Annotated in this window: 24 protein-coding genes; 7 read left to right on the top strand and 17 right to left on the bottom strand. The window is 71.5% G+C overall.

All coding sequences use genetic code 11. The features are described from left to right. Positions 1-135: 135 nt before the first annotated feature. From AOK17_RS10675 to hisI, 3 genes are all read right to left on the bottom strand, one after another. Positions 136-777: a TIGR02234 family membrane protein gene (locus tag AOK17_RS10675; RefSeq protein WP_206190723.1), complete on the bottom strand. Its 642-nt coding sequence runs from the start codon at positions 775-777 to the stop codon at positions 136-138. A 112-nt stretch (positions 778-889) separates the two neighbouring features. Beyond that, positions 890-2383 carry an anthranilate synthase component I gene (locus AOK17_RS10670; protein ID WP_055612134.1) on the bottom strand — a complete coding sequence of 498 codons (1494 nt, stop codon included), beginning with the start codon at positions 2381-2383 and terminating at the stop codon, positions 890-892. 11 nt (positions 2384-2394) lie between these two features. Then, positions 2395-2841 (bottom strand): phosphoribosyl-AMP cyclohydrolase, encoded by a 447-nt coding sequence (gene hisI, locus AOK17_RS10665; protein ID WP_055612155.1) that lies wholly within the window; start codon positions 2839-2841, stop codon positions 2395-2397. Between the two features lie 84 nt (positions 2842-2925). Here hisI and AOK17_RS10660 point away from each other — a divergent pair, with 84 nt between their 5' ends. Then, on the top strand, positions 2926-3561 hold the full coding sequence (locus tag AOK17_RS10660; RefSeq protein WP_055612133.1) for a TIGR03085 family metal-binding protein: 636 nt from the start codon (positions 2926-2928) through the stop codon (positions 3559-3561). 20 nt (positions 3562-3581) lie between these two features. Here the strand turns inward: AOK17_RS10660 and AOK17_RS10655 are convergent, their stop codons facing one another. The 10 genes from AOK17_RS10655 to hisD all read right to left on the bottom strand — a co-directional run bounded on the left by AOK17_RS10655 (position 3582) and on the right by hisD (position 11330). Next, positions 3582-4829 (bottom strand): MFS transporter, encoded by a 1248-nt coding sequence (locus AOK17_RS10655; protein WP_055612132.1) that lies wholly within the window; start codon positions 4827-4829, stop codon positions 3582-3584. A 30-nt stretch (positions 4830-4859) separates the two neighbouring features. After that, positions 4860-5447: an ArsR/SmtB family transcription factor gene (locus AOK17_RS10650; RefSeq protein WP_055612131.1), complete on the bottom strand. Its 588-nt coding sequence runs from the start codon at positions 5445-5447 to the stop codon at positions 4860-4862. Positions 5448-5601: 154 nt separating this feature from the next. Beyond that, the gene (gene hisF / locus AOK17_RS10645) at positions 5602-6357 is read right to left on the bottom strand and encodes an imidazole glycerol phosphate synthase subunit HisF (RefSeq protein WP_055612130.1); all 756 of its coding nucleotides are present in this window, start codon (positions 6355-6357) and stop codon (positions 5602-5604) included. Then, positions 6354-6752, bottom strand: coding sequence for a RidA family protein (locus tag AOK17_RS10640; RefSeq protein ID WP_055612129.1), 399 nt, complete (start codon positions 6750-6752; stop codon positions 6354-6356). Before AOK17_RS10640 ends, hisF begins: the two co-directional genes overlap by 4 nt. Beyond that, the gene (priA, locus tag AOK17_RS10635; protein ID WP_055612128.1) at positions 6749-7474 is read right to left on the bottom strand and encodes a bifunctional 1-(5-phosphoribosyl)-5-((5-phosphoribosylamino)methylideneamino)imidazole-4-carboxamide isomerase/phosphoribosylanthranilate isomerase PriA; all 726 of its coding nucleotides are present in this window, start codon (positions 7472-7474) and stop codon (positions 6749-6751) included. The genes AOK17_RS10640 and priA overlap by 4 nt, the downstream gene beginning before the upstream one ends. Positions 7475-7477: 3 nt before the next feature. Beyond that, positions 7478-8128, bottom strand: a complete 651-nt coding sequence (gene hisH / locus AOK17_RS10630) for an imidazole glycerol phosphate synthase subunit HisH (RefSeq protein WP_055612127.1) — start codon at positions 8126-8128, stop codon at positions 7478-7480. Further along, a complete protein-coding gene (locus AOK17_RS51225; protein WP_055612126.1) occupies positions 8119-8283 on the bottom strand; it encodes a hypothetical protein in 165 nt (54 codons plus the stop codon). The genes hisH and AOK17_RS51225 overlap by 10 nt, the downstream gene beginning before the upstream one ends. A gap of 4 nt (positions 8284-8287) precedes the next feature. Beyond that, entirely contained in the window at positions 8288-8881 is a 594-nt protein-coding gene (hisB, locus tag AOK17_RS10620; RefSeq protein ID WP_055612125.1) for an imidazoleglycerol-phosphate dehydratase HisB, read from the bottom strand. Then, positions 8878-10011 carry a histidinol-phosphate transaminase gene (locus tag AOK17_RS10615; protein WP_425424602.1) on the bottom strand — a complete coding sequence of 378 codons (1134 nt, stop codon included), beginning with the start codon at positions 10009-10011 and terminating at the stop codon, positions 8878-8880. Before AOK17_RS10615 ends, hisB begins: the two co-directional genes overlap by 4 nt. Further along, a complete protein-coding gene (gene hisD / locus AOK17_RS10610; RefSeq protein ID WP_055612124.1) occupies positions 10008-11330 on the bottom strand; it encodes a histidinol dehydrogenase in 1323 nt (440 codons plus the stop codon). Before hisD ends, AOK17_RS10615 begins: the two co-directional genes overlap by 4 nt. 212 nt (positions 11331-11542) lie before the next feature. On the opposite strand from hisD, the gene AOK17_RS10605 reads away from it, so the two are divergent. The 5 genes from AOK17_RS10605 to ybaK all read left to right on the top strand — a co-directional run bounded on the left by AOK17_RS10605 (position 11543) and on the right by ybaK (position 16244). Then, entirely contained in the window at positions 11543-13126 is a 1584-nt protein-coding gene (locus AOK17_RS10605; RefSeq protein WP_055612123.1) for a hypothetical protein, read from the top strand. 185 nt (positions 13127-13311) lie between these two features. Next, a complete protein-coding gene (locus AOK17_RS10600; RefSeq protein ID WP_055612153.1) occupies positions 13312-14355 on the top strand; it encodes a hypothetical protein in 1044 nt (347 codons plus the stop codon). A gap of 11 nt (positions 14356-14366) precedes the next feature. Beyond that, a complete protein-coding gene (locus AOK17_RS10595; RefSeq protein ID WP_055612122.1) occupies positions 14367-15107 on the top strand; it encodes an LON peptidase substrate-binding domain-containing protein in 741 nt (246 codons plus the stop codon). 104 nt (positions 15108-15211) lie between these two features. Next, on the top strand, positions 15212-15640 hold the full coding sequence (locus AOK17_RS10590) for a hypothetical protein (protein WP_245697081.1): 429 nt from the start codon (positions 15212-15214) through the stop codon (positions 15638-15640). Positions 15641-15743: 103 nt separating this feature from the next. Then, a complete protein-coding gene (ybaK, locus tag AOK17_RS10585) occupies positions 15744-16244 on the top strand; it encodes a Cys-tRNA(Pro) deacylase (protein WP_055612121.1) in 501 nt (166 codons plus the stop codon). A 134-nt stretch (positions 16245-16378) separates the two neighbouring features. Here ybaK and AOK17_RS10580 read toward each other — a convergent pair whose 3' ends face one another. The 4 genes from AOK17_RS10580 to AOK17_RS10565 form a co-directional block, all read right to left on the bottom strand. Continuing rightward, complete coding sequence (locus tag AOK17_RS10580) at positions 16379-17017, bottom strand: hypothetical protein (protein ID WP_055612120.1); 639 nt, start codon at positions 17015-17017, stop codon at positions 16379-16381. A gap of 34 nt (positions 17018-17051) precedes the next feature. After that, positions 17052-17894, bottom strand: a complete 843-nt coding sequence (locus AOK17_RS10575) for an ABC transporter permease (RefSeq protein WP_055612119.1) — start codon at positions 17892-17894, stop codon at positions 17052-17054. A gap of 70 nt (positions 17895-17964) precedes the next feature. Continuing rightward, positions 17965-18945 carry an ABC transporter ATP-binding protein gene (locus tag AOK17_RS10570; RefSeq protein WP_055612118.1) on the bottom strand — a complete coding sequence of 327 codons (981 nt, stop codon included), beginning with the start codon at positions 18943-18945 and terminating at the stop codon, positions 17965-17967. Positions 18946-19391: 446 nt separating this feature from the next. Continuing rightward, entirely contained in the window at positions 19392-20612 is a 1221-nt protein-coding gene (locus tag AOK17_RS10565) for an NYN domain-containing protein (RefSeq protein ID WP_079052919.1), read from the bottom strand. A gap of 225 nt (positions 20613-20837) precedes the next feature. On the opposite strand from AOK17_RS10565, the gene AOK17_RS10560 reads away from it, so the two are divergent. Further along, positions 20838-21017 (top strand): hypothetical protein, encoded by a 180-nt coding sequence (locus AOK17_RS10560; RefSeq protein ID WP_055612151.1) that lies wholly within the window; start codon positions 20838-20840, stop codon positions 21015-21017. Positions 21018-21037: the final 20 nt, after the last annotated feature.

The raw sequence follows: 21037 nt of genomic DNA, 5'->3' as shown, positions 1-21037 counted from the left end.
GTCAGGCACGCGGGACATCTGCGCTCCGTAAGGGGCGCGGGGCTGTGACATTTTGCGGCTCCGCCGCGAGGCGCGACCAGCCACGACGGACCCGCACCATCCGAACTGCGCTCTCAACGGAACCCGGCGAAGCGCTCACGCCCCCGTGGGGTCCTCACCTCGGTCCAGCGCCTTCCAGATCTCCTCGGGCCGCTCGGGGTCGGCCGGGGCCCGGGTCTTGCGAGGGCGGGGCGTGCCGTCACGCTCGTAGCGCCCGGACATGGCCGGCCAGAGCCGCCCGTACCGCAGCGCGAGGAGTCCGGCGAGGAGCAGCAGCACGCCCCCCGCCGCGGCCACGTACGGCCAGGCGGTGTGGGTCATGGCGTCCACGGTCGCCCCGCTGTCGCCGGAGGCCTGGGCGGCCTTCTCGTCGAGCGCGGAGGTGTCGGAGGCGCCGAGGAGCGCCGAGACGACGGTGCCCGCGCCGGAGAGCGCGAGGAGCCCGGCGACCAGGAAACGGCCGGCGCGGCGGACGGCGAAGACGGCGACGAGAGCGGCGAGGCCCACTATGGCGAGGGACGCGGGCACGCCCGTCACATCGCCGCCCTTGGCGCTCAGCGGGAATTCGCCGCCGGCCACCGTCGCGGTGCCCTCCGACCAGCCCTGCCGTGAGGCGAGCAGCGCGACGACCGCGCCGAGCGCGCCGAACAGCAGGGCGAGGGCGAGGCTTCGGCGGCCGGACCGGGCGGGTCCGGGGGCTTCGGATCGGGGGTGCGGAACAGCAGTCACGTACTCCACTATCGCCTGAACCCCGGGCGAACCGTCACCCGGGGTTCACGTGACTCACGTCCCACTGCCCGCGTACGTCCGGCTGTACTGCCGTTTCCCGGGGTCCGGGGCGATATGTGACCTACGGTCGTCCGAGCCGGTTCGCCGTGTGGACCGCGCGCAGGACGGCCGCCGCCTTGTTGCGGCACTCGGTGTCCTCGGCGACGGGGTCCGAGTCGGCGACGACTCCGGCGCCGGCCTGCACGTACGCCGTGCCGTCCCGGAGCAGGGCCGTCCGGATCGCGATGGCGGTGTCGGAGTCGCCCGCGAAGTCGAGGTAGCCGACGCAGCCGCCGTAGAGCCCGCGCCGCGAGGGCTCCAGTTCGTCGATGATCTGCATCGCGCGGGGCTTGGGGGCTCCGGAGAGGGTGCCCGCGGGGAAGCAGGCGGTGAGTACGTCGAAGGCCGTACGCCCCTCGGCCACCCGGCCCGTGACCGTGGACACGATGTGCATGACGTGCGAGTACCGCTCGATGGACATGAAGTCGACGACCTCGACGGAGCCGGGCTCGCAGACCCGCCCCAGGTCGTTGCGCCCCAGGTCGACGAGCATCAGGTGCTCGGCGCGCTCCTTGGGGTCGGCGATCAGCTCGTCGGCGAGGGCCTGGTCCTCCTGGACCGTGGCGCCGCGCGGCCGGGTGCCCGCGATGGGGTGCACCATCGCCTGTCCGTCCTCGACCTTGACGAGTGCCTCCGGGGAGGAGCCCACGACGTCGAAGCCGTCGAAGCGGAAGAGGTACATGTACGGGGACGGGTTGGTGGCCCGCAGGACCCGGTACACGTCCAACGCGCTTGCCGTGCACGGTGTTTCGAAGCGCTGGGAGGGGACGACCTGGAAGGCCTCGCCGGCCCGGATGCGCTCCTTGATGTCCTCGACGGCCACCTGGTAGTCGGGGCCGCCCCACAGCGCGGTGTACTCGGGGAGCTCGGACGGCGGGAGGGCGGCCGGGGGCTGCGAGACGGAGCGCGAGAGGTCCGCCTCCATGGCGTCGAGGCGGGCCACCGCGTCCGCGTACGCCTCGTCGACGCCCGTGTCGAGGTCGTTGTGGTTGATCGCGTTGGCGATCAGCAGGACCGAGCCGTCCCAGTGGTCCATGACCGCGAGATCGCTGGTGAGCAGCATGGTGAGCTCGGGCAGCTTCAGGTCGTCGCGCTCGCCGGGGCCGATCTTCTCCAGTCGGCGGACGATGTCGTAGCCGAGGTAGCCGACCATTCCGCCGGTGAAGGGCGGCAGTCCCTGGTCGTACACGAGGTCGTGAGGGGTATGGAGGGCCTCGATGGTGGCGCGCAGGGCGGCGAGGGGGTCGCCGTCGGCCGGGACGCCGACGGGCGGGGTGCCCAGCCAGTGGGCCTGGCCGTCACGCTCGGTGAGGGTGGCGGCGGAGCGGACGCCCACGAACGAGTAGCGGGACCAGGAGCGGCCGTTCTCCGCGGACTCCAGGAGGAAGGTGCCGGGGCGCTCGGCGGCGAGCTTGCGGTAGAGCGCGACGGGCGTGTCGCCGTCCGCGAGGAGCTTGCGGCTGACGGGGATGACACGCCGGTCGGTGGCCAGCTTGCGGAAGGTCTCGAGGTCCATGGCGGCTGACCTTACTGATCCACGGCGGGTACGCCGGAATCGGCGCCCCCGGTGTCCGCGACGCCCTCGGTGCCCATGGCGCCCTCGGCGTCCTTGAGGAGCACGTCGGCGTCGAAGCAGGTGCGGTCGCCGGTGTGGCAGGCGGCGCCCACCTGGTCGACCTTGACCAGCACGGTGTCCGCGTCGCAGTCGAGGGCGACGGACCTGACCCACTGGAAGTGACCGGAGGTGTCGCCCTTGACCCAGTACTCCTGGCGGCTGCGCGACCAGTAGGTGCACCGGCCGGTCGTCAGCGTGCGATGCAGTGCCTCGTCGTCCATCCAGCCGAGCATCAGCACCTCTCCGGTGTCGTACTGCTGGGCGATGGCGGGAACGAGCCCGTCGGCGCTGCGCCTGAGGCGGGCGGCGATCTCGGGATCCAGGCTGCTGGGCGTGCCGGGCGGGGGCGTGCTGGTCATGACGACCATTGTGCCGCGCCGGTCGGACACTCCTGTGCCCCTGTCCACTGGGCGGACCCCGGAGGCAGTCGTAGGCTGGCAGGCATGTCGACCCATGCAAAGCGTGAACGACTTCTCCTCGCGGATCTGTTGGAGACGGAGGGCCCGGACGCCCCCACTCTGTGCGAGGGCTGGAACACCCGTGATCTCGCCGCGCACGTGGTCGTGCGCGAGCGCCGCCCGGATGCCGCGGGCGGCATCCTGATCAAGCAGCTCGCCTCGCGCCTCGACCGGGTGATGGCCGAGTTCACCGAGAAGCCGTACGAGGAGCTGATCCAGCTCATCCGTACGGGACCGCCGCGCTTCTCGCCCTTCTCCCTCAAGCAGATCGACGAGGCGTCCAACGCGATCGAGTTCTACGTCCACACCGAGGACGTACGCCGCGCCCAGCCCGACTGGGTTCCCCGCGAGCTCGACTCCGTCTTCCAGGACGCCCTGTGGTCCCGTCTGGAGCGCGGGGCCCGCCTCATGGGCCGCGGCGCCCCCACCGGCCTGGTGCTCCGCCGCCCGGACGGCCAGACGGCGGTCGCCCACCGGGGCACACCGGTCGTCACGGTCACGGGAGAGCCGTCCGAACTCGTCATGTTCGTCCACGGCCGCCAGAACGCCGCGGACGTGGAACTGGAGGGCGACAAGGACGCGATCGCCAAACTGCACGAGGCGAAGCAGTTGGGCATCTGACAGCTGCTTCGGGAGTACGGCTACTTCGGGAGTACGGCCCGGCGGAGGTCGCGTACGCACAGTGCGAGCACCCCACCGAGGCCGCACACGGCCGCGCTGACGACAAAGACCGGGCCTGTGCCCCACGCGCCGATCGCGGCGGCGGACAGCGGCATGCTGAGCGGGGCGAGGCCGAGGCTGACGATGCCGGACACGGAGCTGACCCTGCCCAGGTAGGCGGGGTCGGTCCGGGTCTGCAGCAGTGCGCCGCACAGGGCGCCGCTGAGGCCCGTGAGCAGGCCGATGAGGACGGCGACGCCCGCCGCCGCGACGACGTTCGGCACATAGGCCAGGGCACCGACCGCGACCGAGCCCGTCAGGATCGTCACCGCCATGACGCGTCCGGCGTGCGGAAGGCCCCCGCGTACGGCGAGCAGCAGTGCGGCGCTGCCCGCGCCCACGCCGAACCCGGCGAGCACCCAGCCCACGCCTGAGGCGCCCCAGCCGCGCTCGTCGGCGAGCAGGGTCAGCCCCACGTTGAGCGGGCCGACGAAGCCCAGGTCCCCGAGGGCGATGGCGACGATCAGCGGGGCCAGGACGCGGTGACCGCGGATGTAGCGCAGTCCGTCGCGGAGGTCGCTCCAGGCGGTGGGGCGTTCGGCGGCCCTGTCGTCCCCGGGGAGGTCGGCGACCCGCAGGGAGACCAGCAGGGGCACCGACACCGCGATCAGCAGCCCGGCCAGTCCGAAGGCCGCGGCGGGCCCGCCCAGTGCGATGCCCAGACCGCCGAGCGGCGCGCCCACGACGTTGGCGAAGCGGATGGCGAGGCCGCGCATGCCCTGGACGCGGGTGAGCTGGTCGCGGCCGGTGATGCGGGCCGGCAGGGCGCCCACCGCGGGCATGAAGACGGCGTCGACCGTGCCGAAGACGAGGGCGAGCAGCGCCAGCGGCCACAGCCCGGGGGTCGTGGCGAAGAGCAGTGCGGCCACCGCGAGCACGGCCGCGCACCGCACGGCGTCACTGCCGATGACGACCTTCCGGGGTCCGAACCGGTCGGCCAACACTCCCCCGCCGAGCATCAGCAGGGCGCGCGGCACGGCGCTCACGGCCGCCACGATCCCTGCCTGCGCGGGCGTGCCCGCCTGGACGGCGGCCCAGGTCAGCGCGAGGTAGTAGATGTTGTCGCCGACCATGGACGCGGCGTAGGCGCCGAGCCAGCGCAGGACGTTCGGGTCACGGTGGGCCGGCCCGTCGGAGACGGCGGCCGGGGGTATGGACGTCGTGGACATACGGGCGTGCCCTCCCAGGGCTGCGAACTCTCAGGTGCGGAACGGGAATCCGTACACGTGCAGCGCGACGTTCTCGCGCCCCTCGGTCGCGCCGGCCGCCTCGGCGGCGCGACCCTTCTCGTCGTACTTCCTGGCGAGGGCGAGCAGCTCCGCGCCGAGTTCGGCCAGTTCGGCGGGGGTCAGCCGCAGCAGCGACTCGTTGTCGGGTGCGGCGGAGTTCCACTCGGCGCCCCAGGTGGGGCGTTCGTCGAGGTAGCGGCGGTACATGTCGGCCCGCTGCTCGTGGAAGAGCCTGGTGGCGGCCAGATGCGCGGAGGCCCTCTCGGGTGCGTCCCGGAAGTCCTTGTCCCTGATGCTCACGCCCTGCGAGGAGGGCTGCCACCAGCGCTCGCGGCCGTCCCCGCTCTGTGGCTCGGCCGCCTCGATCAGCCCGTGCTCGGCGAGCTTGCGCAGGTGGTAGCTGACCAGTGAGACCGCTTCGTCGACCTGCTCGGCGAGCTGGGAGGCGGTGGCGGTGCGGGCCACGCACAGCCCTCGGTACAGCTGCATCCGCAGGGGGTGGGCCAGGGCCTTGAGGGTGCCCAGGTCCGTGATCGGGAGGTTCTCCGTGCCGCTCATGACACCACCGTAGATACGAAAGAAAAGTTGCGCAATATAAATTGCGCAACTTTTCTTTCCCTTCTCGCCACGAGTAAGCCCCGGCCACCAGGTGACCGGGGCTTACCGAACCTCTCCTATGCGTGAGCGAGTGCGTGGACGGGTCTCCGGGGCGTCACCGCACCGGATGCCCCGCCTCCCGCAGCGCCTGCTTCACCTCGCCGATCCGCAGGTCGCCGAAGTGGAAGACGGACGCGGCGAGCACGGCGTCCGCGCCCGCGGCGACGGCCGGCGGGAAGTCGGCCAGCCGGCCCGCGCCGCCGGAGGCGATCACCGGCACCGTGACGTGCTTCCGTACGGCCTCGATCATCTCGATGTCGTAGCCGTCCTTCGTGCCGTCGGCGTCCATCGAGTTGAGCAGGATCTCGCCCGCGCCCAGCTCGGCGGCCCGGTGCGCCCACTCGACGGCGTCGATGCCGGTGCCCTTGCGGCCACCGTGGGTGGTGACCTCGAAGGTGCCCTCAGCAGTCCGGCGCGCGTCCACGGACAGCACCAGCACCTGCCGCCCGAACCGCTCGGCGATCTCCCGGATCAGGTCGGGGCGGGCGATGGCCGCCGTGTTGACGCCGACCTTGTCCGCGCCCGCCCGCAGCAGCTTGTCGACGTCCTCCGCCGTACGGACGCCGCCTCCCACCGTCAGCGGGATGAACACCTGCTCGGCGGTGCGGCGCACCACGTCGTACGTGGTCTCGCGGTTGCCGGAGGACGCGGTGATGTCCAGGAACGTCAGCTCGTCGGCGCCCTCGGCGTCGTACACCTTGGCCATCTCGACGGGGTCGCCCGCGTCGCGCAGGTTCTGGAAGTTGACGCCCTTGACGACCCGGCCGTTGTCGACGTCCAGGCAGGGGATGACTCGTACGGCCAGGGTCATGACGCGGGCGCCTCTCGGTACGCCTCCACCTCGACCTCGACCACCAGGCTGGGGTCCACGAAACCGGAGACGATGATCATGGATGCGGCGGGCCGGACGGAGTCGAACAGCTCCTTGTGGGCGCGTCCCACGTCCTCCACATCGCGGGCATGGGTGAGGTACATACGTGTCCGTACGACGTCCTCGCGGCCGAGATCCAGCTGGTCCAGCGCCGCCAGCGCGACCTTGAACGCGTTGACCGCCTGCTCGTACGGGCCGCCTCCGGCGATCTCGCCGTCCACTATCGACGTGCAGCCGGAGACCAGCACCAGCCCGTTCGGCAGCTCCACCGCGCGGGAGTACCCGAAGGCCTCCTCCCAGGGGGCTCCGGTCGAGACGCGTCGCAGGTCACTCACTTGGCCACCGCCTCCAGTGCCTCTTCCAGGGTGAACGCCTTCGCGTACAGGGCCTTGCCGACGATCGAGCCCTCGACACCGAGGGGCACGAGCTCGGCGATGGCCCGCAGGTCGTCAAGCGACGAGACCCCGCCGGACGCCACCACCGGGCGGTCGGTCGCCGCGCACACGTTCTTCAGGAGCTCCAGGTTGGGGCCCTGGAGCGTGCCGTCCTTCGCGATGTCCGTGACGACGTACCGCGCGCAGCCCTCCTTGTCGAGGCGCTCCAGCGTCTCGTAGAGGTCGCCGCCGTCGCGGGTCCAGCCGCGCCCGCGCAGGGTCGTACCGCGTACGTCGAGGCCGACCGCGATCTTGTCGCCGTGCTCGGCGATGACCTTGGCGACCCACTCGGGCGTCTCCAGGGCGGCCGTGCCGAGGTTCACCCGGGTGCAGCCGGTGGCGAGGGCCGCGGCGAGCGTGGCGTCGTCGCGGATGCCGCCGGACAGCTCCACCTTGATGTCCATCGCCTTGGTGACCTCGCCGATCAGCGCGCGGTTGTCGCCCGTGCCGAACGCGGCGTCCAGGTCCACGAGGTGCAGCCACTCGGCACCCGCCCGCTGCCAGGCGAGCGCCGCCTCCAGGGGCGAGCCGTACGAGGTCTCCGTACCGGATTCGCCGTGGACGAGGCGGACCGCCTGGCCGTCACGGACGTCGACGGCGGGGAGGAGTTCGAGCTTGGCCATGGTCTACAGGGTTCCGATCCAGTTGGTGAGCAGCTGCGCTCCGGCGTCGCCGGACTTCTCGGGGTGGAACTGCGTGGCCCACAGAGCGCCGTTCTCGACGGCCGCGACGAAGGACTTGCCGTGCGTCGACCAGGTGACGAGCGGTGCGCGCATCGCCGGGTTGGCGACTTCGAGATTCCAGTCGTGGACGGCGTACGAGTGCACGAAGTAGAAGCGCGCGTCCGTGTCCAGGCCGGCGAAGAGCTGGGAGTCGGCCGGTGCCTCGACGGTGTTCCAGCCCATGTGGGGCACGATGTCGGCCTGCAGCGGCTCGACCGAGCCGGGCCACTCGTCGAGGCCCTCGGTCTCGACGCCGTGCTCGATGCCGCGCGCGAAGAGGATCTGCATACCGACGCAGATGCCCATGACCGGACGGCCACCGGCGAGACGACGGCCGACGATCCAGTCGCCGCGCGCCTCCTTCAGCCCCTTCATGCAGGCGGCGAAGGCGCCGACGCCCGGCACCAGCAGGCCGTCCGCGTTCATGGCCTCGTCGAAGTCACGCGTTATCTCGACCTCGGCACCCGCGCGCGCGAGGGCACGTTCCGCCGAGCGCACGTTCCCGAAGCCGTAGTCAAAGACAACTACTCGTTTGGAAGGGGAGCTCAATTCCACACCTCCAGCCTCAGGACGCCCGCGACCAGACACATCGCGGCGCCGATCGACAGCAGCACGATGAGGCTCTTCGGCATCTGCTGCTTGACGAAGGAGTAGACGCCGCCGAGCAGGAAGAGCCCGACGACGATCAGTACGGTGGAGAGGCCGCTCATGGGTTTACAGCGCGCCCTTCGTGGAGGGAAGGATCCCGGCGGCGCGCGGGTCACGCTCGGAGGCGTACCGCAGGGCCCGGGCGAGCGCCTTGAACTGGCACTCCACGATGTGGTGCGCGTTGCGCCCGTACGGCACGTGGACGTGCAGCGCGATCTGGGCCTGCGCGACGAACGACTCGAAGATGTGCCGGGTCATCGTCGTGTCGTACTCGCCGATCATCGGCGCCATCTTCTCGGGCTCGGTGTGCACGAGGTACGGGCGGCCGGAGAGGTCGACGGTCACCTGGGCGAGCGACTCGTCCAGCGGGACCGTGCAGTTGCCGAAGCGGTAGATGCCCACCTTGTCGCCGAGCGCCTGCTTGAAGGCGGCGCCGAGCGCGAGGGCGGAGTCCTCGATGGTGTGGTGCGAGTCGATGTGCAGGTCGCCCTCGGTCTTCACGGTCAGGTCGAACAGACCGTGCCGGCCGAGCTGGTCGAGCATGTGGTCGTAGAAGCCGACTCCTGTCGACACATCGACCTTGCCGGTCCCGTCGAGATCGATCTCGACGAGGACCGACGTCTCCTTGGTCACCCGCTCGACTCTTCCTACGCGGCTCATGCGCTCTGCTCCTTCTTCAGTTCACGTACCGCGTCGAGGAACGCGTCGTTTTCGGCGGGGGTTCCGGCGCTGACCCGCAGCCACCCCGGTACGCCGTTGTCCCGGACCAGGACGCCCCGGTCGAGGATCTTCTGCCAGGCCTCGTGGGAGCCGTTCTCGCCGTCGAACCGCCCGAACTGCACGAAGTTCGCGTCGGACTCGGTCACGTCGAAGCCGATCGCCCGCAGTTCGAGGACGAGCCGGTCCCGCTCGGTCTTCAGCTGCTCGACGTACTTCAGCAGCGTGTCGGTGTGCTCCAGGGCGGCCAGCGCGGTCGCCTGGGCGACGGCCGACAGGTGGTACGGCAGCCGTACGAGCTGGACGGCGTCCACGACCGCCGGGTGCGCGGCGAGATAGCCGAGGCGCAGCCCGGCCGCGCCGAACGCCTTCGACATGGTCCGCGAGACGACGAGATTCGGCCGACCTTCGAGCAGCGGAAGCAGCGATTCGCCGTGGCTGAACTCGATGTACGCCTCGTCGACCACGACCATCGACGGCTTCGCCGCCTGCGCGGCCTCGTACAGCGCGAGGACCGTCTCGGCCGGAACCGCGTTGCCCGTGGGGTTGTTGGGGGTGGTGATGAAGACGACGTCGGGCTTGTTCTCGGCGATCGCCCGCTCGGAGGCCGCGCGGTCGATCGTGAAGTCCTCGTTGCGGGGGCCGGAGATCCATCCGGTGCCGGTGCCGCGCGAGATCAGGCCGTGCATCGAGTACGAGGGCTCGAAGCCGATCGCCGTGCGGCCGGGCCCGCCGAAGGTCTGCAGCAGCTGCTGGATGACCTCGTTCGAGCCGTTGGCCGCCCACACGTTCTGGAGGCCGACCGCGTACTTGCCGGTCTTTGTCAGGTACTTGGCCAGCTCGGTGCGCAGCTCGACCGCGTCCCGGTCGGGGTAGCGGTTGAGGTTCCGGGCCGCCTCGCGCACCCGCTCGACGATCCGCTCGACGAGCGCGTCGGGCAGCGGGTACGGGTTCTCGTTCGTGTTCAGCCGTACGGGGACGTCGAGTTGGGGCGCGCCGTACGGGGACTTGCCGCGCAGCTCGTCGCGTACGGGGAGCTCGTCCCAAGGGGACAAGGAGGGGTTGCCGGTCACTTGCTGGGCACCTTCCAGTCGAACCTTGCCTTGACGGCGGCACCGTGGGCGGGGAGGTCTTCGGCCTCGGCGAGCGCCACCACGTGGTGGGCCACCTCCGCGAGGGCGTCGCGTGTGTAGTCGACGATGTGGATCCCGCGCAGGAAGGACTGGACCGACAGACCCGAGGAGTGGCAGGCGCAGCCGCCGGTCGGGAGGACGTGGTTGGAGCCGGCCGCGTAGTCGCCCAGCGAGACGGGCGCCCAGGGGCCGACGAAGACCGCACCGGCGTTGCGGACCCGGTCGGCGACCGCGCTCGCGTCGGCGGTCTGGATCTCCAGGTGCTCGGCGCCGTACGCGTTGACGACCCGCAGGCCCTCGTCCACGCCGTCCACCAGCACGATCGCGGACTGCCTGCCGCCCAGCGCCGGGACGATCCGGTCCTCGATGTGCTTGGTGGCCGCGACCTGCGGCTCCAGCTCCTTCTGCACCGCGTCGGCCAGCGCGACCGAGTCGGTGACCAGGACGGCTGCGGCCAGCGGGTCGTGCTCCGCCTGGCTGATCAGGTCGGACGCGACGTGCACCGGGTCGGCGCTCTCGTCGGCGAGGATCGCGATCTCGGTCGGACCGGCCTCGGCGTCGATGCCGATCTTTCCCGCGAAGTAGCGCTTGGCGGCGGCGACCCAGATGTTGCCCGGGCCCGTGACCATGTTGGCGGGCGGGCAGGACTCGGTGCCGTACGCGAACATCGCGACGGCGGTCGCACCACCGGCCGCGTACACCTCGTCGATCCCGAGCAGCGCGCAGGCGGCCAGGATCGTCGGGTGCGGCAGACCGCCGAACTCGGACTGGGCGGGCGAGGCAAGCGCGATCGACTCGACGCCCGCCTCCTGCGCCGGGACCACGTTCATGATCACGGACGACGGGTAGACGGACCTGCCGCCGGGCGCGTACAGCCCGACCCGGTCGACCGGCACCCACTTCTCGGTGACCGAGCCGCCGGGCACGACCTGGGTGGTGTGCGTGGTGCGGCGCTGCTCGCGGTGGACGATGCGGGCGCGGCGGATCGACTCCTCCAGGGCCGCGCGGACGGCCGGATCGAGCCGCTCCAGCGCGTCGGTGAGCGCCCGCGCCGGGACGCGGACGGACTCCAGGCGTACGCCGTCGAACTTCTCCGCGTAGTCGATCAGCGCCGCGTCTCCCCGATGATGCACGGCCTCGCAGATCGGACGCACCTTCTCCAGTGCGGCCGAAACGTCGAAGTCGGCTCGGGGCAACAGGTCGCGCAGAGCGGAGCCCTCGGGGAGGGCGTCGCCGCGCAGATCGATTCGGGAGATCACGAACCAATTCTCTCAGACGGGGTTCGAGCGCCGGACGGCTGTATCAATCGCTGATACGGGCTGTGGATCACCGGTCGGCACGTGGCCCGATTTCGCGCATGGCGCGGGTTCCGGAAGATCGCCTTCACCACTGGCGTTCAGGCCGTCACTCAGCGGGCATCACAGGAACGACTGTACGAAACCCGCGAGTAGCGGGGGAGAAAGGGAAGACCGTGACCCAGGGGGCCGGCGTCCGCGCCGGAGAACTGCCCGATGACCTGACCGCCGCCGAAGCCGGGATGTGGCAGGCGTTCCGCAACGGCAGCGTGTACGACCTGCGCGCCGGGGACACGACCATCGATGATCCGCACGGCGGCCATCCATGGGGCCCCGAGCGCTGTGTGCGGGCGCGGATAGTGGCCTGGCTGCTGCTGGACGGACCGCCCGCGCTCGACGGCCGCGTCGCCTCCCTCAAGCTGACCGGCGTCCAGATCGTCGACGTGCTCGACCTCGCGGGCGGCACGATCGAGCCGTACGTCGAGATCAAGGGCTGCCGGTTCGAGAAGGAGGTCCTGCTGCCGGAGGCCCGGTTCACGACCGTGCGCCTGGTGGACTGCGCGGTGCCGCGTCTTGAGGCGGCCCGGGTGCACACCGAGGGCGATCTGCATCTGCCGCGCTGCCGCTTCCACAACGGCGTACGCCTCACGGACGCGCACATCGGCACGGACCTGCTGCTCAACCAGGCGATCGTCTACCGGGACCGGCGCGGGCGCTCCCTCACCGGCGACGGGATGACCGTCGGGCAGGACCTCCAGGCCGAGATGCTGGAGTCGCACGGCGAGCTGAGCCTGCGCGGCGCGAAGGTCGGCGTCTCGCTGAGCCTGCGCGGCAGCCGGCTGGCGAACCCGTACGGGAGCCGCCGCGCGCTGAACGCACCGCAGCTGACCGTCGAGCGCACGCTGTACCTGACCCCGGCGAGCGTGGGCGACCCCCTCCACACCAGTGGCCGCACCCCGGCGCGCGGCACCCGCGTCCAGCGGTTCGAGTGCGAGGGCGGGATCCGGCTCGACGACGGCCGGTTCGGGGACGCGGTCGACTTCGAGCAGGCCCGCCTCATACTGCGGGACGGCCAGGAGGTCTCACTGCGCCGCGTCCAGGTGCCCGAGCTGCGCTTCCTCGGCGAGCGGCCACAGCGCGGACGGGTCGTGCTGAACGGCGCGAAGGTGGTCAACCTGATGGACCAGGCGACCAGCTGGCCGGGCGCGGGCCAGCTGCAGATGGGCGGCTTCCAGTACGAGTACCTCGTGCCGCGCGGCCCGTTCCCGCTCGCCCGGCGCCTGGAGTGGGTGGCCGCGGCGACTCCGGAGTACAACCCGGAGCCGTACGAGCGGCTGGCGACCGTGCTGCGCAACGGCGGCGAGGACGAGGACGCCCGGGAGGTGCTGCTCGCCAAGCAGCGCCACCGGCGCGAGAACCTGCCGATCGCCGCCAAGCTCTGGGGGTACGCGCAGGACTGGACGGTCGCCTACGGGTACCGGCCGGGGCGGGCGGCCGTGTGGATGGCCGTGCTGTGGGCGGCGACCTCCATAGCCTTCGCACATGCCGACCATCCGCCGCTCAAAAGCGGCGAACATCCGCCGTGGAACGCGTCGCTGTTCGCCCTGGATCTGCTGCTCCCGGTCATCGATCTCGGCCAGGTCGGCTTCTGGCAGCTGCGCGGCGGCTGGCAGTGGCTGTCCGCGGTGGTGATCCTGCTGGGCTGGGTCCTCGCCACGACGGTGGCGGCGGGCGCGACACGGATGCTGCGCAGGGGATGAGCAGGGGCCGGGCAGGGGCTGAGCAGGGCTCTCTCCCGGGTCGCGCACAGCTGCTTGACACATGAACAACAGTCACCTTTTACCTGGCCTTGACCATTCCGCACGCAACCAAAATACGGTTACAAAAGCGTCACCGCGTACCCCCTGGCACCCGTCCGACCTGCGGGTTTTCAATGGGCAACACCATGGCACTGCTGCGCGCGTTCCTCCGTACGGCACGGATGGCGCGGAACACTTCGCGCCTCGCCGCCGGTCTGCCCGCCGACGACGAGGTACTGCTCGACGCGCCCGACGAGCGGCTCGGACCGGCGCTCGTCGCCGCGGGCCGCGGCGAGTACGGGACCGCGGCGAAGCTGCTGTCCACCACCCGGGAGGCCGCCGAGTGGGAGAACCGGGACCGGTACGCGACCCGGCTCGCCGCCTTCGCGCGCTCCCGGACGGAGTGGTTCGACGACTGGTGCTCCGACGCCCCGCACGACCCGGACGCGCTGCTGGTCAAGGCCGAACTCGCGGTGTGCCGGGGCTGGGAGTCGCCGGCCCGCGCCGAGCTGCTGCGCCAGGTCGCGCCGCTGATCACCGCCGCCGCCGAGGGCGACCCACGCGATCCGGTGCCGTGGCGCATCGCGCTCGACCACGCCCGGGGCACGAACACCCCGCACACCGCGTTCGAGCGGCTGTGGGCCGAGGCCGTACGCCGCTCCCCGCACCACTACGGCTGCCATGTGGCCGCCCTCCAGTACCTGTCCGCGGCCTGGTACGGCTCACACCGCGAGTGCTTCGACTTCGCCGAGCGGGCCGCGCAGGACGCGCTGCCCGGCTCCCTCGTCCAGGCCCTGCCGGTGCGCGCGGCCTTCGCGTATCTGACCGAGGGCGGCGGAGCGGCCGTGCCGCGCGAACGCCTCGACACGGCGGCCGACCTCGCGATCGCCGTCTCCGGGGAGTACGCGACCGCCGACCCCTGGCCCGCGGAGGTCCGCAACCTGCTCACCTACGTGCTGATCCGCCTGGAACGCTGGCAGGACGCGCTTGCGGAGCTGCACCGGATCGGGCCGTACGCCACCTCGTTCCCCTGGGACCGCGTCTCGGACGACCCGCTCGGCCAGTTCCTCGAACTGCGCGACGGGATACGGATCGAGGTGGCCTCGGGCATGCCCCTGAAACTACGGAACGGGGATCTTCCGTATCCACGGAGTGAGCACGGCGGACGTGCGCCCTCCGGTGACCATTAGGCTTTCTCGTCGTGACCACCGTCCGGCTCCCCCTCTTCCCCCTGAACTCGGTGCTGTTCCCCGGGCTCGTACTGCCCCTGAACGTCTTCGAGGAGCGCTATCGCGCGATGATGCGCGAGCTGCTGAAGACTCCCGAGGACGATCCGCGCCGGTTCGTCGTCGTCGCCATCCGCGACGGCCACGAGGTCGCGTCCACCGCGCCCGGCATGCCGGACCAGACCGCCGTACCCCAGCGCGGGCCCGCGGCCGGCTTCGGCGACGACCCGGCGAAGGCCTTCCACGAGGTCGGGTGCGTCGCGGACGCGGCGACCATCCGGGAGCGGGCCGACGGCAGCTTCGAGGTGCTGGCCACCGGGACGACCCGGGTGCGGCTGCTCTCCGTGGACGCCTCCGGTGCCTTTCTGACGGCCGAACTGGAGGAGCTGGACGAAGACCCCGGCGAGGAGGCCGGCGCGCTGGCCCAGGGCGTGCTGCGGGCCTTCAGGCAGTATCAGAAGCGGCTCGCGGGGGCCCGGGAACGGTCCCTGTCGACCGGGGCGGAGCTGCCGGACGAGCCGGCCGTCGTCTCGTACCTGGTCGCCGCCGCGGCGATGCTCGACGTACCGGCGAAGCAGCGGCTGCTCCAGGCCCCGGACACGGCGTCCCGCCTCCGCGAGGAGCTGACGCTGCTGCGCGCGGAGACCGCGATCATCCGCAACCTGCCGTCGCTGCCCGCCTCGGAGCTGACGCGGGGGCCGACGAGTCTCAACTGAGGCTGCGGGGGGGGCGGAATCAGTCAATCGGGATGGCCCAAAACCCATGGAGAACAGGCGTTCGGCGCGTTTATGATCTTCCCTCCACGGTCGTGATCATGGTCATGACCACCGAGTGTTGGGGGAACAACCAGATGAGCCGTCGGAGCATTCTGACCGTCGCCGCCTGTATGGCGGCTGGTTCGACGCTTTTGATCGCACCCGCCCACGCGTCCGAGTCCAAGGACGTGGGAATCCAGGCCCGGGTCGAGTGCACAAGCCTGAGCAACGGGGAGCTCTGCATCTCCTTGAACACGAGCCCCAGCCGCGTCGAGGTCTTCTACACGAAGTCCGGCGGCGGGACGATCAGCGCGCAGCTCGGATACCGCACCACCGCCGGCGGCAGCCCCACCTACGGCGGGACGAAGAGCATCAGCCTCCATGAGCGGGCCGTCAGCACCTGGAACATGAGCTACCGGTGCGACGTGGACTGGAAGGGACTCATCAAGGTCTCCGGGCAGGGGACCTTCGAGACCCCGTGGGCAACCTGCTGACCCAGGTCGGCCTCTGACCAAGGACCGTCGCCCGCCGCCCCCGCCCGGACACCGTTCCGGGCGGGGGCGGCCTCGTTTCGGCCGTCTGGGATGATGCGGGCCCATGGCGAAGAAGTCGAAGAAGCAGCAGCCGGGAGGGACACCGGCGACCGTGGCGCTCACCGCGGCGGGCGTCGAGTTCACGGTCCACTCCTACGAGCACGACCCCTCGCACCCCTCGTACGGGGAGGAGGCGGCCGAGGCGATGGGCGTCTCACCGGACCGGGTCTTCAAGACGCTGGTCGCGGACGTCGACGGGGAGCTCACCGTCGCCGTCGTGCCGGTGGCCGGCTCGCTCGACCTCAAGGCGCTGGCCTCGGCGGTGGGCGGCAAGCGGGCCGCGATGGCCGATCCGGCCGCCGCGGAGCGCTCCAGCGGGTATGTGCGTGGGGGCATCTCGCCGCTCGGGCAGCGGAAGCGGCTGCGTACGGTGCTGGACGCGTCGGCCTCGGCCCACGCCACCGTCTGTGTGTCCGCGGGGCGGCGGGGGCTTGAGGTGGAGCTCGCTCCGGAGGATCTGGCGAAGCTCACGGATGCGGTGGTCGCCGCGGTCGGGCGTGCGTGAACCCTCGACGGGGCGCCTGTTTTCGGTTAAGCACCGAAGGCATGTCGAAGAAGACGCGTAAGCGGAAGTGGCGGGTCAAGAAGGGGCGGTCCAACCACGGGCATCGGCCCGCGTAGGACCGTTGCCCGGGGCCGTCAAGCCTGCGGCGGGTACTGGGGCTGGTCGAACGGGTACGGGTCCGGGTCCCTCGGGGCGAACAGGGCCGTCAGGCCCAGGTGGACCAGGAGGGCCGAGACGGACCAGGCGAGCAGGGCGCCCTTGGCGCTGATGGCGAGGGGGGCGTCGAAGGTGACGCCCTTGCCCACCTCCTTGCCGTGGGCGAGCGCGTCCTGGGTGGGGCCGAGCCAGATGCCCAGCCGCCAGGCGACCAGGGAGGCGAGGATGCCTCCGACGGTGAGCGCGACGATCAGCGGGATGCCGCCGCGACGCCGCAGCAGGAAGACGACCACCGCGGTGACCAGGCCGAAGCCGACCGCGAGCAGGGAGAAGGTGCCGTCCACGCCGATGACCTGCTCCCCCTCCACATCTCTGGGATAGACATCCACGCCGTCCGAGAACACCGGCACATGCGGCGCCAGCCACCACCACAGCAGTCCGAGCAGTACGCCGCCGATCGCCGTCGCGACCGTGATGACGGCGGCCTCGCGCAGTTCGGTCTTCATCCCGGGGCCGTCCTCCTCAGGAACGGGCGCGTACCCGGGGGGCGGCGCCTGCCAGACGTGGTGCGGAGGCTGGTGGTTCGGCTGTGGAGGCGGAGTCAGCGGTGCGGTCACACCGACATCGTGCCAGGCCCGCCTGTCGGCCGCGTCACCGGACGGCCGCCCGGCGGTAGGCCCAGGTCGCGACGGCCAGCGAGGCGACGCCGACGCCCGCGCACACGGCGAGGTCGAGCAGGACGACACCCCAGTCCGGGTCCGCCCCGAAGGTCAGCCCGAAGGCCTCGACGCCGTACGTGGAAGGCAGCAGGTCACGCGCGTACTGGACGACCAACGGCAGCCGGTCCGGCGGCAGCACGCCGAGCAGCAGCGCGGCGGACATGCCCAACTGTCCGAGCAGCGTGGCGAGTTCGGGGCGCGGGGCGAGCAGTCCGAGCGCCGCCCCGAGCCCGGCGAGCGCGGCGCCCGCGAGCGGGATGACCGCGATGAGGATCCACAGGTGGGTCAGCGGCAGCCCGAAGAGCATGCAGCCGACCACGGCGGTGACGAGGGTCCCGGGCACGGTGAAGGAGGCGTACGCGGCGGCGGCGCCGAGCACGACGGCGGCCGGCGGCACGGGCAGCGTCGCGTAGTGGTCGAGGCCGCCGCTGGCACGCAGCTGGCCGAAGTACTGGGCGAGCAGGTTGAGCGCCACGAACGCGACCACGAGGACCGACGAACCGGCCACCACGGCATGCGCCTCGTCCCCGCCGTCCACGACCCCGCGCATCAGGACCATGATCCCGACGGACTGGAAGGTCGCCACGAACAGCAGCGGGATCCTGGCCACCCGGGCCCGGGAGAGCTGCGCCCGGTAGACGGCGGCCAGGGCCGGCCAGAGCCGCGCGCGCGGCCCGAGCCCGGCCACGGCACGGACTCCGTCCTCGGTGTCCACGCCCCGGTTCCCGTCCGCACGGGCTGCGCCGGGCAGGACCTCGGCGGGTACGACACTCACGTCGAGCGGCTCCTGTTCGCTTCGGCTGTCGTCCTGTACCTGTTCCGTACGGCTGTGGAGGCCCGCACGCTCATGCCTTGACCAACCCCCGTACGTTTCCGGCGCTGCCGCCCAGCGCCAGGTACACGTCCTCCAGGCTCGGCGTGGCGAGCGTGAAGTCGTCCAGGGCCGCGAAGGCGGCGCCGCCGGTGACGGCCGCCACGGCCGCGCGGGCCTCCTCGGGGGCGAGCCGCAGCGACCAGCGACGGCCCGACTCTACGGCCCGGTCGCGCAGGGCGGCGACCTCGGGCACGTCGAGGGGTGCGCGCTCGCGCCAGACGAGTTCGAGGCGCACCTCGCCGGCGACCTGCTCCTTCAGCCCGGAGGGGGTGTCGCAGGCGATGACACGGCCCCGGTCGAGGACGGCGACGCGGTCGAGGACCGTCTCCGCCTCGATGACGTTGTGGGTGACCAGGAGGACCGTCGTGGCGTGCTCGACCCGGCGCCGGTCGACGGCGCCCCAGACGGCACGGCGGGCGACGGGGTCCATGCCGGTGGTCGGCTCGTCGAGGACGAGGAGGGGCCGCGCGCCGACGAGCGTGGTGGCGAAGCAGGCAAGCCGCCGCTGTCCGCCGGACAACTTCTTCAGCGGCCGTGCGGCCAGCGCGGTGAGCCCCAGCTCCTCCAGGACCTCGTCACGCTCGGCCCTGGCGCTGCGTACGTCGAGCCCGCGCAGCCGTCCGGTGGTCTCCGCGGCGAGCGACACGGTCAGCTCGTCGAGCGCGGTGGACTCCTGTCCCAGGTACGCGAGGATCCGCGCCGCCCGCTCGGGATGGCGCACGATGTCGTGCCCGAGGATCTCGACACTGCCGCGGTCGGGGCGCATCAGCCCCGTCAGCTGCCGTACGAGGGTGGTCTTGCCCGCGCCGTTCGGCCCGAGCAGCCCGAAGATCTCACCTCGCCGGATGTCGAGCCGTACCCCGTCGGTGGCCCGCACCTCGGGCGTCCCGGGTGCTCCCCGCCGCCCACGCACCGCCGGATAGGTCTTCGTCAGATCCCGCACCGCGCACACGACATCCCCACCGTGCCCGTTCCGGACTCCCTGTGCGGTGCGCGTACTCACGAGGACTGAGGGTACGGGGTCCCACCCCCAAGACAACGCCCGGGGCGGGCATACACCCAATATCGGCCCCGCACGACGCCCCGCCGGGACACGAGGAACACCGGGCCGCGCCCCGTCAGGGGCGCGAGGAACTGCGCGCTCAACCCTGGCAGACCCGCACCAACAAAGCCGGGCCGCACTCCTTCAGGGGCGCGGGGAACTGCGCACACTCACCCCCACAGACCCGCACCCAACAACACCGGGCACCACTCCTCCAGGGGCGCGAGGAACCGCGCACTCACCCCCGACAGACCCGCACCCAACAACACCGGATCACCACTCCTTCAGGGGCGCGGGGAACTGCGCAACAAGCCCCCACCCGGCCGCCCGGCAGCAAGCCAACCTCAGCCAACCCCCTACTCCCCCGCAGGGGCATGCTCCGCCGCGGTCCGCACATCGATCTCCCGCCAGAACCCCGCCCGAATCGCATACCGATCATGCTCATCGATCTGATCGTCCTTGTGCGCAAGCAGCCCGAACCGAGCCGCATACCGCAACAGCTCGCCGTCAATGCGATGCGGCACCCGCGGATACATCGTCGACAGCTTCTGCAACTGGGCCTGGTCCGACAACCGCCCCATCCACCGCCGAGCGAACACCTGCCCGACCTCGTACGGATCCCCACCCACCGTCGTGATGTCCTCCTCACGATCGGCCCACCGCTGCTCGGCCGACGTGAGCTGCGCGAGCGTGGGCAGCAGCGCCGCCTCCGCGGACTCCGCGGCCGTACCGGGCCGGTCGACCCACCCCTTGTCGGAGGACCACCGCAGCGTCGCGTTGGCGGGCTGCGGATGCGCATGCGCCCCCGGCGCCCGCAACGCGGCCAGGTCCTTCGGCGTCGGAACACCCCCCTTGGTGGCCGGCGCCCTCTCCTCCGTGCCGTTCTCACTGGGCGCGGCCTGCGCGTGCTCGGCGTCCCGCGAGGGCCGCTCCCCCGCAGAGCTCAGCGCGGACTCGGGCAACGGCGCGGAAAGGATCGCGGCGATCTCCGGCCGCGGCACGGGCGGCGGCGCGCAGACCCCGCCGAGATCCTTGGCCTGGACGGCCTTGGTGATCCAGGTCCGGTCGAGGACACGCCGCTCGTCGGCCTCGGCGACAAGATCCTCGGACTGGTTGTAGTCGCCGTCGGCGGCCTGCACGGCCCACAGATGCACGGCGACCCCGTGCTCCTTCGCGGCCATCATGCCCGGCAGCAGATCCCCGTCCCCGGTGACGAGCACGACGTCGGAGCAGGCCCGGTTGCGCGCCAGCTCCGTGAGCTCGGCGTGCATGGCGGCGTCCACGCCCTTCTGCGCCCAGCGCCCGTCGCTGCGGGTCAGCGCGCCCAGGCGCACCGTGACCCGCGGCATCACCCGCAGTCTGCGGTGCTCGGGCTGCGGTACGCGGTCGGGGGCGCCGTCGAACCAGTAGATGCGCAACAGGGGCCGTTCCGTGTCGGACTCGGCGCGCTCGCGCAGGCCCTGGATGAGGGCGGCGTGGTCGACGGTGATCCGGGAGCGGGAGGAATCCCCGGCGAGGAGACTGGCAGCAGCCCCGAGCAGGTACCCGGCGTCCACCAGGACAATGCAGCGGTCCACGCGATCCACCCTCTTTCCGGGAGGTTTGCTTCGGGCTTCCTTCGAGTCTGCCCGACCCTGCGGAGGTTAACGGCCGGAACTCGATCTTCGGCGTGGCGGATCGACGGATCACTCACCGACAGGGCTTATTACGCACGGTAATTCTCCGAAATGCGCTCCTTGTCGCGCTATGTGAGTCTGGTCCCCGGCCCTGGCCCCGAGATCCCCCGTAGGAGGCAGATCACCATGGCCAAGAACAAGAACCGCAAGCACGGTGGGCAGCAGGACCGCTCCTCGCAGGCAGAGCGCGCGCAGGAGCAGGCAGACCGGTCCTCGACGGAGGCGCAGCAGTCGCCGATGTCGCAGGCCCAGGGCAGCCCCGCCGATGTTGCCCGTAAGCACCAGAAGCGCTTCGGCCACAACTGAGGCCCGCGCGAGGCCTGTTG

Source organism: Streptomyces phaeochromogenes, assembly GCF_001418655.1.
Classification (GTDB): domain Bacteria; phylum Actinomycetota; class Actinomycetes; order Streptomycetales; family Streptomycetaceae; genus Streptomyces; species Streptomyces phaeochromogenes.
This window is presented reverse-complemented; position numbering and strand designations above follow the sequence as displayed.